Annotated in this window: 10 protein-coding genes and 1 pseudogene; 1 reads left to right on the top strand and 10 read right to left on the bottom strand. The window is 73.3% G+C overall.

All coding sequences use genetic code 11. The annotated features are described in order from the left end of the window. Positions 1-102: pseudogene (locus tag ABT093_RS31260) on the top strand (ATP-binding protein); the annotation flags it as partial. Positions 103-202: 100 nt separating this feature from the next. Here ABT093_RS31260 and cimA read toward each other — a convergent pair. The 10 genes from cimA to ABT093_RS31210 all read right to left on the bottom strand — a co-directional run bounded on the left by cimA (position 203) and on the right by ABT093_RS31210 (position 14809). Continuing rightward, positions 203-1813 carry a citramalate synthase gene (cimA, locus tag ABT093_RS31255; RefSeq protein ID WP_350570158.1) on the bottom strand — a complete coding sequence of 537 codons (1611 nt, stop codon included), beginning with the start codon at positions 1811-1813 and terminating at the stop codon, positions 203-205. A 364-nt stretch (positions 1814-2177) separates the two neighbouring features. Further along, entirely contained in the window at positions 2178-3290 is a 1113-nt protein-coding gene (locus tag ABT093_RS31250; RefSeq protein ID WP_350570157.1) for a branched-chain amino acid aminotransferase, read from the bottom strand. Positions 3291-3508: 218 nt separating this feature from the next. Further along, the gene (locus ABT093_RS31245) at positions 3509-4546 is read right to left on the bottom strand and encodes a 3-isopropylmalate dehydrogenase (protein ID WP_350570156.1); all 1038 of its coding nucleotides are present in this window, start codon (positions 4544-4546) and stop codon (positions 3509-3511) included. Between the two features lie 75 nt (positions 4547-4621). Then, on the bottom strand, positions 4622-5188 hold the full coding sequence (locus ABT093_RS31240; protein ID WP_350570155.1) for a Uma2 family endonuclease: 567 nt from the start codon (positions 5186-5188) through the stop codon (positions 4622-4624). A gap of 114 nt (positions 5189-5302) precedes the next feature. Then, the gene (locus ABT093_RS31235; protein WP_350570154.1) at positions 5303-8701 is read right to left on the bottom strand and encodes a S8 family serine peptidase; all 3399 of its coding nucleotides are present in this window, start codon (positions 8699-8701) and stop codon (positions 5303-5305) included. A 235-nt stretch (positions 8702-8936) separates the two neighbouring features. Beyond that, on the bottom strand, positions 8937-9098 hold the full coding sequence (locus tag ABT093_RS31230) for a hypothetical protein (protein ID WP_350570152.1): 162 nt from the start codon (positions 9096-9098) through the stop codon (positions 8937-8939). Between the two features lie 319 nt (positions 9099-9417). Then, entirely contained in the window at positions 9418-11001 is a 1584-nt protein-coding gene (gene serA / locus ABT093_RS31225) for a phosphoglycerate dehydrogenase (RefSeq protein ID WP_350570151.1), read from the bottom strand. 239 nt (positions 11002-11240) lie between these two features. Continuing rightward, positions 11241-12239 (bottom strand): ketol-acid reductoisomerase, encoded by a 999-nt coding sequence (gene ilvC, locus ABT093_RS31220; protein WP_350550163.1) that lies wholly within the window; start codon positions 12237-12239, stop codon positions 11241-11243. Positions 12240-12395: 156 nt separating this feature from the next. Beyond that, positions 12396-12920, bottom strand: coding sequence for an acetolactate synthase small subunit (gene ilvN / locus ABT093_RS31215; RefSeq protein WP_030302941.1), 525 nt, complete (start codon positions 12918-12920; stop codon positions 12396-12398). Positions 12921-12955: 35 nt separating this feature from the next. Then, the gene (locus tag ABT093_RS31210) at positions 12956-14809 is read right to left on the bottom strand and encodes an acetolactate synthase large subunit (RefSeq protein WP_350570149.1); all 1854 of its coding nucleotides are present in this window, start codon (positions 14807-14809) and stop codon (positions 12956-12958) included. Positions 14810-15012: the final 203 nt, after the last annotated feature.

Here is a 15012-nt window from a genome sequence, read left to right as displayed (position 1 = left end):
AGCGACACCCCCGTCATCACCCTCGACGCCCGACGCCGCGACAGCGCCAAGAGCGCCCTCATCACCCTCGTCGAACACGCCCTCCTCGCCCGGCTGCGGTGAGCCGGGGGCACTGCCCGACGACGCACGGCGCGGCCCGCGGACCCTCCGGTCCACGGGCCGCGCCGTCCTGCCTCCGCCACCCGGCGGTGCGGCGGGTCCGCTACTCGGCGTCCGGCTCCAGGCCGGCCCGCAGCAGGCCGTGGGTGTAGGCGTCCTCCAGCGCCAGCCAGGAGGCGGCCACCACGTTGTCGGCCACCCCGACCGTGGACCAGGTCGCGGTGCCGTCGGCGGTGTCGATCAGCACCCGGGTCTTGGAGCCGGTGCCGTGCTGGCCCTCCAGGATGCGGACCTTGTAGTCCACCAGCTCCAGCTTGGCCAGCTGCGGGTAGATCCGCTCCAGCGCGGTGCGCAGCGCCCGGTCCAGCGCGTCGACCGGGCCGTTGCCCTCGCCGGTGGCGATCATCCGCTCGCCCTTGGCCCAGAGCTTGACCGTCGCCTCGTTGCCCGCGGTGCCGCCCGGGCCCTGCTCGCTGATCGTCCGCCAGGACTCCAGGGTGAAGAAGCGCTCGCGGCGGCCGCGCACCTCGTCGCGCAGCAGCAGCTCGAAGGAGGCGTCGGCGGACTCGTAGGTGTAGCCGAGGTTCTCCTGCTCCTTGACCTTGGCGACCACCCGGCCGGCCAGGTCCCGGTCGGCGGAGAGGTCGTAGCCCAGCTCCTTGCCCTTGAGCTCGACGGAGGCGCGGCCGGCCATGTCGGAGACCAGCATCCGCATGGTGTTGCCGACCGTCTCCGGGTCGATGTGCTGGTAGAGGTCCGGGTCGACCTTGATCGCCGAGGCGTGCAGGCCGGCCTTGTGGGCGAAGGCGGAGAAGCCGACGTAGGGCTGGTGGGTGGAGGGGGTGAGGTTGACCAGCTCGGCGATCGCGTGCGAGATCCGGGTCATCTCGGCGAGGCTGCCGGGCGGCAGCACCCGGCGGTCGTACTTGAGCTCCAGCGCGCCGACCACCGGGAAGAGGTTGGCGTTGCCGACCCGCTCGCCGTAGCCGTTGGCGGTGCACTGCACGTGGGTGGCGCCGGCGTCCACCGCGGCCAGGGTGTTGGCCACCGCGCAGCCGGTGTCGTCCTGGGCGTGGATGCCGAGCCGGGCGCCGGTCTCGGCGAGGACGTCGGCGACGGTCTCGCGCACGCCCGACGGCAGCATCCCGCCGTTGGTGTCGCAGAGCACCACCACGTCGGCGCCGGCCTCGTGGGCGGCGCGGACCACGGCGAGCGCGTACGCGCGGTTGGCCCGGTAGCCGTCGAAGAAGTGCTCGCAGTCGATGAAGACCCGGCGGCCCTGGGCCCGCAGGTACGCGACGCTGTCGCGGACCATCTCCAGGTTCTCCTCCAGGGTGGTGCGCAGCGCCAGTTCGACGTGCCGGTCGTGGGCCTTGGCGACCAGGGTGATCACGGGCGCGCCGGAGTTCACCAGCGCGGCCAGCTGCGGGTCTTCGGCGGCGCGGCCGCCGGCCCGGCGGGTGGCGCCGAAGGCGACCAGCCGGGCGTGCCGCAGGTCCAGCTCCTCGGCGGCGCGGGCGAAGAACTCGGTGTCCCGGGGGTTGGCACCGGGCCAGCCGCCCTCGATGAAGCCGACGCCGAACTCGTCCAGGTGCCGGGCGATGGCGAGCTTGTCGGCCACCGTGAGGTTGATGCCCTCGCGCTGGGCGCCGTCGCGCAGGGTGGTGTCGAAGACGTGGAACGCGTCGTCGGGGAGGTTGGTCGCCTGGGTCATGACCCTGGGTTCTCCGTTCCGGGAGGTCGGTTACTGCTCTGCCGGTTCTGATCCGGCTCCACTGTCCAGCATCCCGCGCGCACCCGGTGTCCCTCGGCCCCTTGTGGGGGCTCCGGCCGGTCCGGGGTAAACAAAAAGACCCCTCGCGGGTGCGAGAGGTCTGCGCGCGGGTCTGGACGCTGGTGGTCGCCCCGCATCGGGTGGTGCGGTGGGCGGTCACTGCGGACCGGCGCGCCTGCTGCTAATCATCAGCGACAGCGAGGACACGTTCGCAGTGTAGGCACATCATCCGCACCGCGGCCCGCCCGTCTCGCCATCCGGGACGGGCGGGCCGGGCGGGCCTCGGGGGCGGCGGCGGGCGGCGTCAGGCGATCTTGTGCAGCCAGCCGTGGGTGTCGGGGGCCTGGCCGCCCTGGATGGCGAGGAGGGCGCGGCGCAGCTCCATGGTGACCGGGCCGGGCTCGCCGGCGCCGACGGTCCAGTCGCCGCCGCGGGACTTCACCGAGCCGACCGGGGTGATGACGGCGGCGGTGCCGCAGGCGAAGACCTCGGTGAGGGTGCCGTCGGCGTTGCCCCGCTTCCACTCGTCGGTGGAGATCTTCCGCTCCTCGACGGCGTAGCCGAGGTCGGCGGCGAGCTGGAGCAGCGAGTCGCGGGTGATGCCGGGCAGCAGGGCGCCGGACAGCTCGGGGGTGACGATCCTGGCGTCCTCGCCCTCGCCGAAGACGAAGTACAGGTTCATGCCGCCCATCTCCTCGATCCACCGGTGCTCGGCGGCGTCGAGCCAGACCACCTGGTCGCAGCCCTTGGCGGCGGCCTCGGCCTGGGCGACCAGCGAGGCGGCGTAGTTGCCGGCGCACTTGGCGGCGCCGGTGCCCCCCGGAGCGGCGCGGACGTAGTCCTCGGAGAGCCAGACCGAGACCGGCTTGACGCCACCGGGGAAGTAGGCGCCGGCCGGCGAGGCGATGATCATGAAGAGGTAGGAGTTGGCCGGGCGGACGCCCAGGCCGACCTCGGTGGCGAACATGAACGGGCGCAGGTAGAGGCTCTGCTCCGGCTCGTTCGGGACCCAGGCCTGCTCCTGCTGGATGAGCAGCTCGACGGCCTCGACGAAGGTCTCGACCGGCAGCTCCGGCATCGCCAGGCGGCGGGCGGAGGCCTGCAGGCGACGGGCGTTGGCCTCCGGGCGGAAGGTCGCGATCGAACCGTCGGCCTGGCGGTAGGCCTTGAGGCCCTCGAAGATCGCCTGGCCGTAGTGGAGGGTCATGTTGGCCGGGTCCATCTCGATCGGCGCGTAGGGCGCCAGCTGGGCGTCGTGCCAGCCCACGCCCTCCGTCCAGCGGATGGTGACCATGTGGTCGGTGAACACGCGCCCGAAGCCCGGGTTGGCCAGCCGGGCCTCGCGCTCCGCCGGGGACAGCGGGTGCGCGGAGGGCTTGAGGTCGAACGTGATGGGCGCCTGGGTGGGCGTGCTCATGGCTGTGTGTCCTTCACCGTGGGGTTGGTCCGGGCCGCCCCGCCGGTGGACGTTCCACCCATCTCGGACGGAACGGACGCACGGCGGCACGACCCACTGTCGATACTCGCATCCAGAGGGCCGTGCCGAACAGCCGCGGACTCCTTGGAGATCCGCAAGCTGCCGTTATGGGGTCCGGCCCGCGGGGACCGGAACGCCGTTTGTCGGGTTCCGGCCTCCTAGGCGGATACTCGGGCGGCGAGCGCGTCGCCGACCTGGGCGGTGGTGCGGGCCCCGGTGCGCTCGGCGAGGTCCGCGGCGACCGCGTCCTCGATCCGGGCGGCCTCGGCGGGGTACCCGAGGTGCTCGAGCAGCATGGCGACCGACAGCACGGTGGCGGTCGGGTCGGCCTTGCCCTGGCCGGCGATGTCCGGCGCCGAGCCGTGCACGGGCTCGAACATCGACGGGAAGGCACCGCTCGGGTTGATGTTGCCGCTGGCGGCCAGGCCGATCCCACCGGTGACGGCGGCGGCCAGGTCGGTCAGGATGTCGCCGAACAGGTTGTCGGTCACGATGACGTCGAACCGCTCGGGCTGGGTGACGAAGAAGATGGTCGCCGCGTCGACGTGCAGGTAGTCGGTGGTGACCTCGGGGAACTCCCGGCCGACCTGCTCGAAGATCCGGGTCCACAGGTGACCGGCGTGCACCAGCACGTTGTTCTTGTGCACCAGGGTCAGCTTCTTGCGCGGGCGGGCCTGGGCCCGCCGGTAGGCGTCGCGCACCACGCGCTCGATGCCGTACGCGGTGTTGAGGCTGACCTCGGTCGCCACCTCGTGCTCGGTCCCGGTGCGCAGCGTGCCGCCGTTGCCGACGTACGGGCCCTCGGTGCCCTCGCGGACGACCACGAAGTCGATCTGCGGGTCGCCGGCCAGCGGGGACTTCACCCCGGGGAAGAGCCTGCCGGGGCGCAGGTTGATGTGGTGGTCGAAGGCGAACCGCAGCTTGAGCAGCAGCCCGCGCTCCAGGACTCCGGACGGCACGCTCGGGTCGCCGATGGCGCCGAGCAGGATCGCGTCGTGGGCCTTGAGCTCCGCCAGGACGCTGTCCGGGAGCGTCTCACCGGTGCGGTGGTAGCGCCGGGCCCCGAGGTCGAACTCGGTGGTCTCCAGCTTCACATCGGCGGGAAGCACCGCCCCCAGCACCTTGAGGCCCTCGGCCACCACTTCCTGGCCGATACCGTCACCGGGGACGACTGCGAGACGAATCGTGCGAGACATGCTCGGAGGCTACTCCGGTGTCCCACAGCCTGACATCCCACGTCCACTATCCGGACAACGGCACCGGGGGCCGGATCAGGTGAGATCGATGTCGACCGGGAAGGGACGGTCCAGCTTCAGCTGCTTGTGGTGGATCCCGGTCAGCCCGTAGAGCCCGGTCGCCGGGTCGATCTCGTAGGTGTGGACGATCGCCTGCCCGTGCTCGTCCCCCTCCACCCGCCAGAAGTGCGCGATACCGGCGGCGGCGTACTTGCGCGGCTTGACCTCACGGTCGCGTTCCCCGGACTCCGTGGACACGATCTCGATGGCGAGCAGGACGTCCTGGGCGTCGCAGTAGGTTCCGTCGGGCCCCGGGTCCGCGTGCTCGTTCACGACGATGAGATCCGGTTCGGGACGGTTGCGCAGGTTCAGCCGGATCGTCATCTCCCGCCACACCTGCCAACCGTCCGGGACGGCGGTCTCCAGTGCTCGCTCCAGCCTGCGCAGCGTACGCATGTGGAAGAGGGGCTGCGGGCTCACGAAGATCAGGCTCCCGTCGAGCAACTCGGTGTGCGGCGGGAGATCCGGCAACCGGTCGAGGTCCTCGGCCGTGTACCCCTCGGCCGGGGGCCTGATCCAGTCGGGGTACGGCGCGACGCTCATGGTTCCTCCCGTACGGGCATCCTCGTGGCCGTTCTCAGGCTACTCGGACCGATCCCCCGCTTCTTCACCCTCACGAGGGGCGTGCGCAGATCCGTGCACGCCCCTCGGCACGTGCTACGGCAGGCGCAGGACCTGGCCGCGGTGGGCCTCCGGGTTGAGGTGGTGGAGGAGGAGCAGGCGGGCGGGGGCGGGGTCGGTGCGGTGGATGTCGAGGACGGTGGCGGGGTGGATGGGGGCGGCGAGGGCGGTGGGGCCGCCGGGGCCGGTGCGGACGTCGAGGGCGGGGTGCAGGACGTCGATCGGGAGGGTCGGCCGGGTGCCGTGCAGGCCGATCGCGGAGAAGGCCTCGGCCGGGTCGGGCGTCCCGGGGCCGGCGAGGCCGGTCCACAGCGCGTAGTGGACGGTGCTGCGGCCGGGGGCGATCCCCGGCAGGGCGGACAGGCGGACCGGCAGGACCACGCTGTCGGAGTCCAGCAGCGCGGTGTCGGTGTCGCCCCAGCGGGCGTTCAGCGGCTGGACGTCCAGCTCGGCGCCGGTGCGGGCGTCCAGGGCGCGGGCCACCAGGACGTCGCTGCCGCGCTGCCGGTCGGCCTTGACCACCACGTCGGTCGCGCCGTCCCCGTCGGTGTCCAGCGAGGCCCGGACGGCGAACACCCCGACCGGGGTGGCGGCCGGGGCCCACACCCGGGTGCCGAGGTAGAGCCGGCCCTCGGCGAGCGGGTCGCCGGCGACGGCGGGCGCGTCGGTGGCGGCGCCGGCGGCGCGCAGGTTGGCGGCCCGGTCGCCGGGGCGTTCGACGCAGAGGTCCTGGAGGTGCTCGGCCTCCTCGGTGCTGCCCTCCGGGACGACGCCCGCTCCGGGGCCGACCGCCGCCCCGCTGTCCGGCGGGCAGTCGGGCCAGCGGTCGCCCTCCCCGCCGAGCGCGAGGGCGCTGATCAGACCGGGCGCGCCGCCGGGGGCGTCGGTGCCGGTCAGGGCGACCAGCGCGCCGCCCCGGGCGGTGCGGACCGGGGTGGTGGCGGCCAGGTCGGAGGCCGCCCGCGGCGCGGCGAACAGCGGCACCCGCAGCCCCGGGGCGGCCGGGTCGTCCGGGTCGTCCGGGGTGAGCAGCAGCCGGCCGGAGAGCTCGCCGCGGTAGCTGCGGGCCCGGCCGCCCTGGAGGGTGGCGATCGTCGGGTCGGGGGCACGGCCGAGCGCGCCGGGCACCCGCAGGGTGACCCGCACCCGCGCGGCGCCGCCGGGCGGGACCTCGACCCGGTCGGGCGCGAGCTCGAAGCGGGCGCCGGGCGCATCGGTGGCCGCCGCGTAGCCGGTGCGGTAGGCGACCGGGGCGGCGGAGAGGTTGCGCACCTCCACCTCTCGGACCAGGGCGAGCGGCCCGGTGACGGCGACCGGGCCGAAGGAAACGCCGACGGCGCCCTCGACCGCCCCCTCCCCCGCCGCGTAGGCGACGGCCGGGGTGCGCACGGCGCGGTCCACGGCGGCCCGGCCGGCGCCGGTGCGCTCGGGTCCGTAGACCGGGCCGGTGGCGCCGTCGCCGAGCCAGGTGTCCCCGGCGGTGTTCATCAGCGCGGCCTTGACCTGCTCGACGGTCCAGTCCGGGTGCGCGGCGCGGACCAGCGCGGCCAGCCCGGCGACGTGCGGGGTGGCCATCGAGGTGCCGTCCTCGCGCTGGCCGCCGGCGCCGCTGCCGACCAGGGCGGACCAGATGGTCTCGCCGGGGGCAGCGAGGTCCGGCTTGACGACACCGGGCACGCCGATGCCGCGCGAGGTGAAGTCGGTGAGGGTGTCCAGCCGCTGCGGCTGGTCCTGGGCGACGGCGCCGTGCAGCGGGTTGCCGGGGGCGGCGAGGCGGACCCGGACCGGACCGGCGGCGGCGCCCGCGCGCAGCCGTTCGCCGTCGGCGCGGCCGAGCAGGGCGAGCGGCACCCGGTCGTTGCCGGCGATCTCGGCGAGGTGGTCGTCGTCGGCGGCCAGCAGGGCGCCGATCGCGCCCGCCTCGGCGACGTGGTCGGCGCGCGGGCCCGAGCCGCAGGCGCGCTCGGACTCGCGGGTGCTCCAGGCGAGCACCGCGATCCGCCCGGCGAGCCGCTGCCGGTCGGCCTCGGAGAAGGCCTCGCAGCCGTCCGACTGGTCGGCGGGCAGCGTGAGTTCGCCGGTCACGTCGGCGGTGGACCAGTCCCGGTAGCGGGCGCTCCAGTGGGCGGGGACGGCGCCGGCGAGCGCGGGCGGGTCGAGCACGGTGATGCCGTCGGCGTCGCCGTGCGGGTCGACGGAGGCGGCGACGGCGACCGCCCGGGCGGCGGTGCCGGGGCTGCCGCCGATGCCGTAGACGTCGCCCTCGTTGCCCGCGGCGGCGACCACCACGGTGCCGAGCGCGGCGAGCCGGTCGACGGCCAGGGCGTCGGCGTCGTCGGTGGCGCCGAAGCGGCTGCCGAGCGAGAGGTTGAGGACGTCCAGCCGGTCGCTCGGGTCACCGTCGCCGTCCGGGTCGGCGGCCAGGTCGAGGGCCTGGCCGAGCTGGTCGGTGGAGCCGTCGCAGCCGAAGACCCGGATCGCGTACAGCTGGGCACCGGGCGCGGCGCCGGGGCCGACCCGGAAGCCGGCCGGGTCCAGGCCGGGCCGGTAGGGGCCGCGGTAGGGCTGCCCGTCGGCGGTGACGCCGAGGCCGGCGGCGGTGCCGGCGACATGGGTGCCGTGGCCGTTGAGGCCGCAGTCGATCGGGTTGTCGTCGGGGTGCGGGTCGGGCTGGTAGTGCGGGGCGCCCGGGTCGGGCTGGTAGTCGTCGCCGACCAGGTCGCGCCCGCCCACCACCTTCGCGCTGGGGAACAGCCCCGCGGGCGCGGGCTTTGCGCCGTCGACGGACCGGAACGCCTCCTCGGTGCCGGGGCCGCCGAAGTCGGCGTGGGTGTAGTCGATGCCGCTGTCGGCGACACCGATCCGCACGCCCTGCCCGGTGGTGCCGGCCGCCCCGCCGTCGGAGGAGCCGCCCGCCCAGACCGCGGGCGCGCCGGTGACCGGCACCGAGTGGGCGTTGTCGCGCCGTTTGCGGACGATCGGGTGCACGGCCGCGACCCCGGGCAGGGTGCGCAGCGCGGGCAGCCGGCCGGCCGGCGCGCTCACCGCGAGGCCGGTGACCAGGGTGCGGGTGCGGTAGAGCTCCCGGGCGGCGGGCACGGCGCCGTGGACGGCGTCGGCCAGCCGGTCCAGCGCCGCGGAGGCGCGGGCCCGCTGGGCGGCGCCGGCCCGGGCGGCCTCCCGGTGGGCGGCCTCCGGGGAGCTCCGCCGGCTCCGGGCCTCGTCGCCGGCCCGCCGCCAGACGGGGGCGACGGGCTCGGTGGCGAGTTCCAGCAGGACGGGGACGGGCGTGCCGGCGGCCCGGGCGGCCGGGGCCGCCGGCGGGCTCCCGGCGGCCGGGGCGGCGCCGGCGAGCAGCGCCGGCCCGGCCAGCAGGGCCAGGGCCAGGGCCAGGCCGATCCGGGCGCGCGGTCGGCGGACGGTGGGACGACGCATGGGGTCCTCTCCCCCCGGCCGGGGGAACTGATCCGCATACCGTGCCGCTGACGCCCGCCCGTGCGGCCGTCGATCACCCTTCCGGGGGCCCCAAATTAGGAATATCGCGCCGGTCGGGGCGAGCAACCTCCCCCGAACGGTGGCAAGTTGCACCCTTCAGGGTGATGCTCCGTCAGCCCGTTCGGCCCATTCGGCGGATGAACGCCACCGTGCGCGGCGGCCCGGCGGCGACCGGTCAGTGGTGGCCGGTCACGCCGCCGTTGTCGCGGCGGTCCAGCGCCCGCTGGAGCGCGGCGGCGGCGAAGGGGTTCCGCTCGGCGGCCCGGCGGCGGCGCGGGACGCGGGTCTGCGGGGTCGCGGGGGCGGAAGCGGCGTGGCGGTCGGCAGTCGGGGGCATACCGGGGCTCCTTGGTGCGATACGCGCCGTGGGAACGGACGCGGCGGTTGGGGAGGAGGGAGGGGTACACCGGGCGGGGGTCGCCTGCCCATCGGGCGTACGCGCACGCACGGGCCGCTCACCCTGGCTACAGGGGCGGCGCACCGTACGGCTTCCACCACCGTACGGCCCCGGCCCGGCGGTGTCTGCACGAATACTTGGATTTCCTACTATCTGAGACGGCCGTCACCCGGAGGAACGCAAATGTCCGACACGCCCAAAGGCCCGGACCGCCGTGGGGACGGCGGTCCGGGCCCTGGTCAGGGGCCTTGCGGGGCGGTCAGGCGCCCAGGTCGACCGAGCGGGCGAAGCGGGCGCCGATCTCGGCGGCGATGGCCGACAGCACCTCCTGCGGGATCTCGCTGTCCACCGTGAGGGAGGCCAGCGCGCCGCTGCCGTCGCGGGCGACCTGCATGCCGGCGATGTTGATGCCGGCGTCGCCGAGGTGGCGGCCGAGGACGCCGACCACGCCCGGGCGGTCCTCGTACTTGAAGAAGGCCATGTGGTCGGTGAGCGCCACGTCCACGTCGAAGGCGTCCACGCCGACGATCTTCTGGACCTGCTTGGGGCCGGCCAGCGTGCCGGAGATGGCGATCTCCTCACCGTTCGCGAGGGTGCCGCGCACGGTGATGACGTTGCGGTGCTCGGGGCTCTCGCTGGAGGTGGTCAGCCGGACCTCGACGCCGCGCTCCTGGGCGAACAGCGGGGCGTTGACGTAGGACACCGTCTCCGCCACGACGTCCTCGAACACGCCCTTGAGCGCGGACAGTTCGAGCACCTTGACGTCGTGCTGGGTGATCTCGCCGCGCACCTCGACGTCGAGCCGCACGGCCACCTCGCCGGCCAGCGCGGTGAAGATCCGGCCGAGCTTCTCGGCCAGCGGCAGGCCCGGGCGGACGTCCTCGGCGATCACGCCGCCCTGGACGTTGACCGCGTCCGGCACCAGCTCGCCGGCCAGCGCCAGGCGCACCGAGCGGGCGACGGCGATGCCGGCCTTCTCCTGGGCCTCGTCGGTCGAGGCGCCCAGGTGCGGGGTGGCCACCACGTTGTCGAGGGCGAACAGCGGGGAGTCGGTGCACGGCTCCTTGGCGTACACGTCCAGGCCGGCGCCGGCCACCCGGCCGTCGCGCAGGGCACTGAGCAGCGCGTCCTCGTCGACGATGCCGCCGCGGGCGGCGTTGACGATCCGGACCGACGGCTTGACCTTGTGCAGCGCCTCGTCGCCGATCAGGCCGATGGTCTCCGGGGTCTTCGGGAGGTGGACGGTGATGAAGTCCGAGACCTCCAGCAGCTCCTCCAGCGAGACCAGCTTGACGCCCATCTGCGCGGCGCGGGCGGCCTGGATGTAGGGGTCGTACGCGACGATCTTCATGCCGAACGCGGACATCCGCTGGGCGACCAGCACGCCGATCCGGCCGAGGCCGACCACACCGAGGGTCTTCTCGCTCAGCTCGACGCCGGTGTACTTGTTGCGCTTCCACTCGCCGCCCTTGAGCGCGGCGTTGGCCGGCGCGATGTTGCGGGCGACGGAGATCAGCAGGCCGCAGGCCAGCTCGGCGGCGGTGACGATGTTGGAGGTCGGGGCGTTCACGACCATGACGCCGGCCTTGGTGGCGGCGGAGACGTCGACGTTGTCGAGGCCGACGCCGGCCCGGGCGACGACCTTGAGCCTGCGGGCGGCGGCCAGCGCCTCGGCGTCGACCTTGGTGGCGGAGCGGATCAGGACGGCGTCGACGTCCGCGATGGCGGTCAGCAGTTCGGTGCGGTCCGCGCCGTTGCAGTGGCGGATCTCGAAGTCGGGGCCAAGGGCGTCGACCGTGGCGGGCGAGAGCTCTTCGGCGATCAGAACTACGGATTTGCTCACGACAGTGGTCCTTAACTGTCCGGTTCCCCCGGGCACGAAGGTGGCGTGGAGGGCGGGGGAAGGTGGCATGCCGCGTAGGTAGACGCACGACGCTGTGGGCCTGACGCGCACTCGGAAGTGTATCGACGGGCTGGGTACCGGGCTGCTCCCGTCCGGCGAAATCACCCGGACGGGAGCAGCCTAGTTGTACAAGGGCGTTACAAAATCGAGAGGGTCCGATTCCGCGCGCCCGGCGTGGATCAGGCCTCTTCCTTGACCCAGCTCATCAGCTTGCGCAGCTTCTTGCCGGTGGTCTCCAGCAGGTGGTCCTCGTCGGCCTTCTTGTACTCGTTGTACTTGGGCAGACCGGCCTTGTACTCGGCGATCCAGGTGTTGGCGAAGGTGCCGTCCTGGATCTCGGCGAGGACCTTCTTCATCTCGGCCTTGGTGGCGTCGGTGATGATCCGCGGGCCGGTGACGTAGTCGCCCCACTCGGCGGTCTCGGAGACCGACCAGCGCATCTTCTCCAGGCCGCCCTCGTACATCAGGTCGACGATGAGCTTCAGCTCGTGCAGGCACTCGAAGTAGGCGATCTCCGGCTGGTAGCCGGCCTCGACCAGGGTCTCGAAACCGGCCTTCACCAGGGCGGCGGTGCCACCGCAGAGGACGGCCTGCTCACCGAACAGGTCGGTCTCGGTCTCCTCGGTGAAGGTGGTCTTGATGACGCCGGCCTTGGTGGCACCCAGGCCCTTGGCGTAGGACAGCGCCAGGTCGAAGGCCTTGCCGGAGGCGTCCTGCTCGACGGCGACGATCGCCGGGACGCCGCGGCCCTCCTCGTACTGGCGGCGGACCAGGTGGCCCGGGCCCTTCGGGGCGACCATGCAGACGTCGACGTCGGCCGGCGGCTTGATGAAGCCGAAGCGGATGTTCAGGCCGTGGCCGAAGAACAGGGCGTCGCCGGCCTTCAGGTGCGGGGCGATGTCCGCCTCGTAGACGTCGGCCTGGATCGGGTCCGGGACCAGGATCATGATGACGTCGGCCTCGGCCGCGGCCTCGGCGGGGGTGACCACGCGCAGGCCGGCCTCCTCGGCCTTCTGGCGGGACTTGGACTCCGGCTTCAGGCCGACCCGGACGTCCGCGCCCGAGTCGCGCAGGGACAGCGCGTGGGCGTGGCCCTGGCTGCCGTAGCCGATGACCGCGACCTTGCGGCCCTGGATGATGGACAGGTCGGCGTCGTCTTCGTAGAACAGCTCGGCCACGGGGGCACATCTCCTTGCGAGTGGTTTGCCTGGGTCTGCGTCGGTTCCTACCGTATGCGGACCCGGTGAAGGGGTGGAGCGGTGATTCGGAAAGGGGTGCCGCGCACCAGCGCGCCGTTGGAAGGGCGGTGGTGGGCGACGGGTGGGCGGCGGCTGCTAGGCGCTGCGGTCGAGGGCGCGCAGCGAGCGGTCCGTGATCGAACGGGCGCCGCGTCCGATGGCGACCAGGCCGGACTGGACCAACTCCTTGATGCCGTAAGGCTCCAGCATCCGGAGCATGGCCTCCAGCTTGTCCGAGCTGCCGGTGGCCTCGATGGTCACCGCGTCCGGGGACACGTCGACCGTCTTGGCGCGGAACAGCTGGACGATCTCGACGATCTGCGACCGGGTCTCGTTGTCGGCGCGGACCTTCACCAGGACCAGTTCCCGCTGGATCGCAGCGGACTGGTCGAGTTCGACGATCTTTATCACGTTGACGAGCTTGTTGAGCTGCTTGGTGACCTGTTCCAGCGGGAGGTCCTCGACGTTGACCACGATGGTCATCCGGGACACGTCCGGATGCTCGGTGGGGCCGACGGCGAGGGAGTCGATGTTGAAGCCCCGACGGGAGAACAGCGCGGCGATCCGGGCGAGCACGCCGGGCTTGTTCTCGACCAGGACGGAGAGGGTGTGCTTGGACATGGGGCGTGGGTTCCCTTGGTCGTTCCGGAAGGGGCTCAGTCGAGGTCGTCGCCGAAGTCGGGGCGCACCCCGCGGGCGAACTGGATCTCGTCGTTGCTGGTGCCGGCCGCGACCATCGGCCAGACCATGGCGTCCTGGTGGACGATGAAGTCGATGACCACCGGGCGGTCGTCGATCGCCATCGCCTGCTCGATCACCGCGTCGAGGTCCTCGGGGCGCTCGCAGCGCAGGCCGACGCAGCCCATCGCCTCGGCGAGCAGGACGAAGTCGGGGATCCGGGTGCCCTGGGCGGGCGGCTCGATGCCGTCGTGGCCGGGGCCCGCGTGCAGCACGGTGTTGGAGTAGCGCTGGTTGTAGAACAGCGTCTGCCACTGCCGGACCATGCCCAGCGAACCGTTGTTGATGACCGCGACCTTGATCGGGATGCCGTTCAGGGCGCAGGTGACCAGCTCCTGGTTGGTCATCTGGAAGCAGCCGTCGCCGTCGATCGCCCAGACCGCGGCGTCCGGGCGGCCCGCCTTGGCGCCCATCGCGGCCGGCACGGCGTAGCCCATGGTCCCGGCGCCGCCGGAGTTGAGCCAGGTGCCCGGCTTCTCGAAGCGGATGAACTGCGAGCTCCACATCTGGTGCTGGCCGACGCCCGCCGCGTAGATGGCGTCCGGGCCGACCAGCCGGCCGATCCGCTCGATGACCTGCTGCGGGGAGAGCTGGCCGCCCGCCGCGGGGTCGTAGCCCAGCGGGTAGGTCCGCTTCCACTCGTCGAGCCGCTCCCACCAGTCGCTGTAGTCGCCCTTGTGGCCGGCGTCGAACTCGGCCTGGACCGCGACGATCAGGTCGGCCAGCACCTCGCGGGCGTCGCCGACGATCGGCACGTCGGCCGGGCGGTTCTTGCCGATCTCGGCCGGGTCGATGTCGGCGTGGACGACCTTGGCGTACGGCGCGAAGCTGTCCAGCTTGCCGGTGACCCGGTCGTCGAAGCGGGCGCCGAGGGTGAAGAGCAGGTCCGCCTTCTGCAGCGCGGTGACGGCCGGGACGGAGCCGTGCATGCCGGGCATGCCCAGGTGCTGCGGGTGGCTGTCCGGGAACGCGCCGAGCGCCATCAGGGTGGTGACCACCGGGGCGCCGGTCAGCTCGGCGAGGATCCGCAGCTCGGCCGTGGCGCCGGCCTTGATGACGCCGCCGCCGACGTACAGCACCGGGCGCTTGGCGGTGACCAGCATCTTCGCGGCCTCGCGGATCTGCTTGGCGTGCGGCTTGGTCACCGGGCGGTAGCCGGGCAGCGAGGTCTCGACCGGCCAGCGGAAGGTGGTGGTGGCCTGCAGGGCGTCCTTGGCGATGTCGACCAGGACCGGGCCCGGGCGGCCGGTGGCGGCGATGTGGAACGCCTCGGCGATCACCCGGGGGATCTCGGCCGGGTCGGTGACCAGGTAGTTGTGCTTGGTGATCGGCATCGTGATGCCGCAGATGTCCGCCTCCTGGAAGGCGTCCGTGCCGATCGCCTGGGAGGAGACCTGGCCGGTGATCGCGACGATCGGCACCGAGTCCATGTACGCGTCGGCGATCGGGGTGACCAGGTTGGTCGCGCCCGGGCCCGAGGTCGCCATGCAGACGCCGACCCGGCCGGTGGCCTGCGCGTACCCGGTGGCGGCGTGGCCGGCGCCCTGCTCGTGACGGACCAGGATGTGGCGCACCTTGGTGGAGTCCATCAGCGGGTCGTACGCGGGAAGGATGGCCCCGCCGGGGATGCCGAAGACGGTGTCCGCGCCGACGGCCTCCAGCGAGCGGATGAGCGACTGCGCGCCGGTCATGGTCTCGACGACGTGCTGCGGAGCGGGAGCGTGGGCGGCCGGGGTGTCCCCGCGGCGGGGGGCTGCGGCGTGCTCAGTCATCTGCCTGTCTCTTCTCGGTTCTGGCCGGCCCGGAGGTTGCGGGCCCCGGGGTCGAGGGATGGGGTCCCGCTTGCGGGCCGATCGCCGGCTCTGCCCCAATCGTCCCTTTCGAGGGGCCACGGGGCCAGGGGTATTGCAGTGGTGGAACGGCGTCAGTGCAACAAAAAACCCCTCGTGCCCAAGGGCATGCGAGGGGTGGCGCG

Source organism: Kitasatospora sp. NPDC002551, from assembly GCF_040296005.1.
In the GTDB taxonomy this organism is placed as follows: Bacteria; Actinomycetota; Actinomycetes; order Streptomycetales; family Streptomycetaceae; genus Kitasatospora.
Note: the sequence above shows the minus strand (reverse complement) of the source record. Positions and strands in the feature narration are given on the sequence as shown.

Coding starts and splice junctions, on each gene's coding strand:
- ilvN (WP_030302941.1), bottom strand. CDS start 12,920: ATGTCCAAGCACACCCTCTCCGTCCTGGTCGAGAACAAGCCCGGCGTG.
- ABT093_RS31240 (WP_350570155.1), bottom strand. CDS start 5,188: ATGAGCGTCGCGCCGTACCCCGACTGGATCAGGCCCCCGGCCGAGGGG.
- cimA (WP_350570158.1), bottom strand. CDS start 1,813: ATGACCCAGGCGACCAACCTCCCCGACGACGCGTTCCACGTCTTCGAC.
- ABT093_RS31210 (WP_350570149.1), bottom strand. CDS start 14,809: ATGACTGAGCACGCCGCAGCCCCCCGCCGCGGGGACACCCCGGCCGCC.
- ABT093_RS31230 (WP_350570152.1), bottom strand. CDS start 9,098: ATGCCCCCGACTGCCGACCGCCACGCCGCTTCCGCCCCCGCGACCCCG.
- ABT093_RS31245 (WP_350570156.1), bottom strand. CDS start 4,546: ATGTCTCGCACGATTCGTCTCGCAGTCGTCCCCGGTGACGGTATCGGC.
- ABT093_RS31250 (WP_350570157.1), bottom strand. CDS start 3,290: ATGAGCACGCCCACCCAGGCGCCCATCACGTTCGACCTCAAGCCCTCC.
- ABT093_RS31235 (WP_350570154.1), bottom strand. CDS start 8,701: ATGCGTCGTCCCACCGTCCGCCGACCGCGCGCCCGGATCGGCCTGGCC.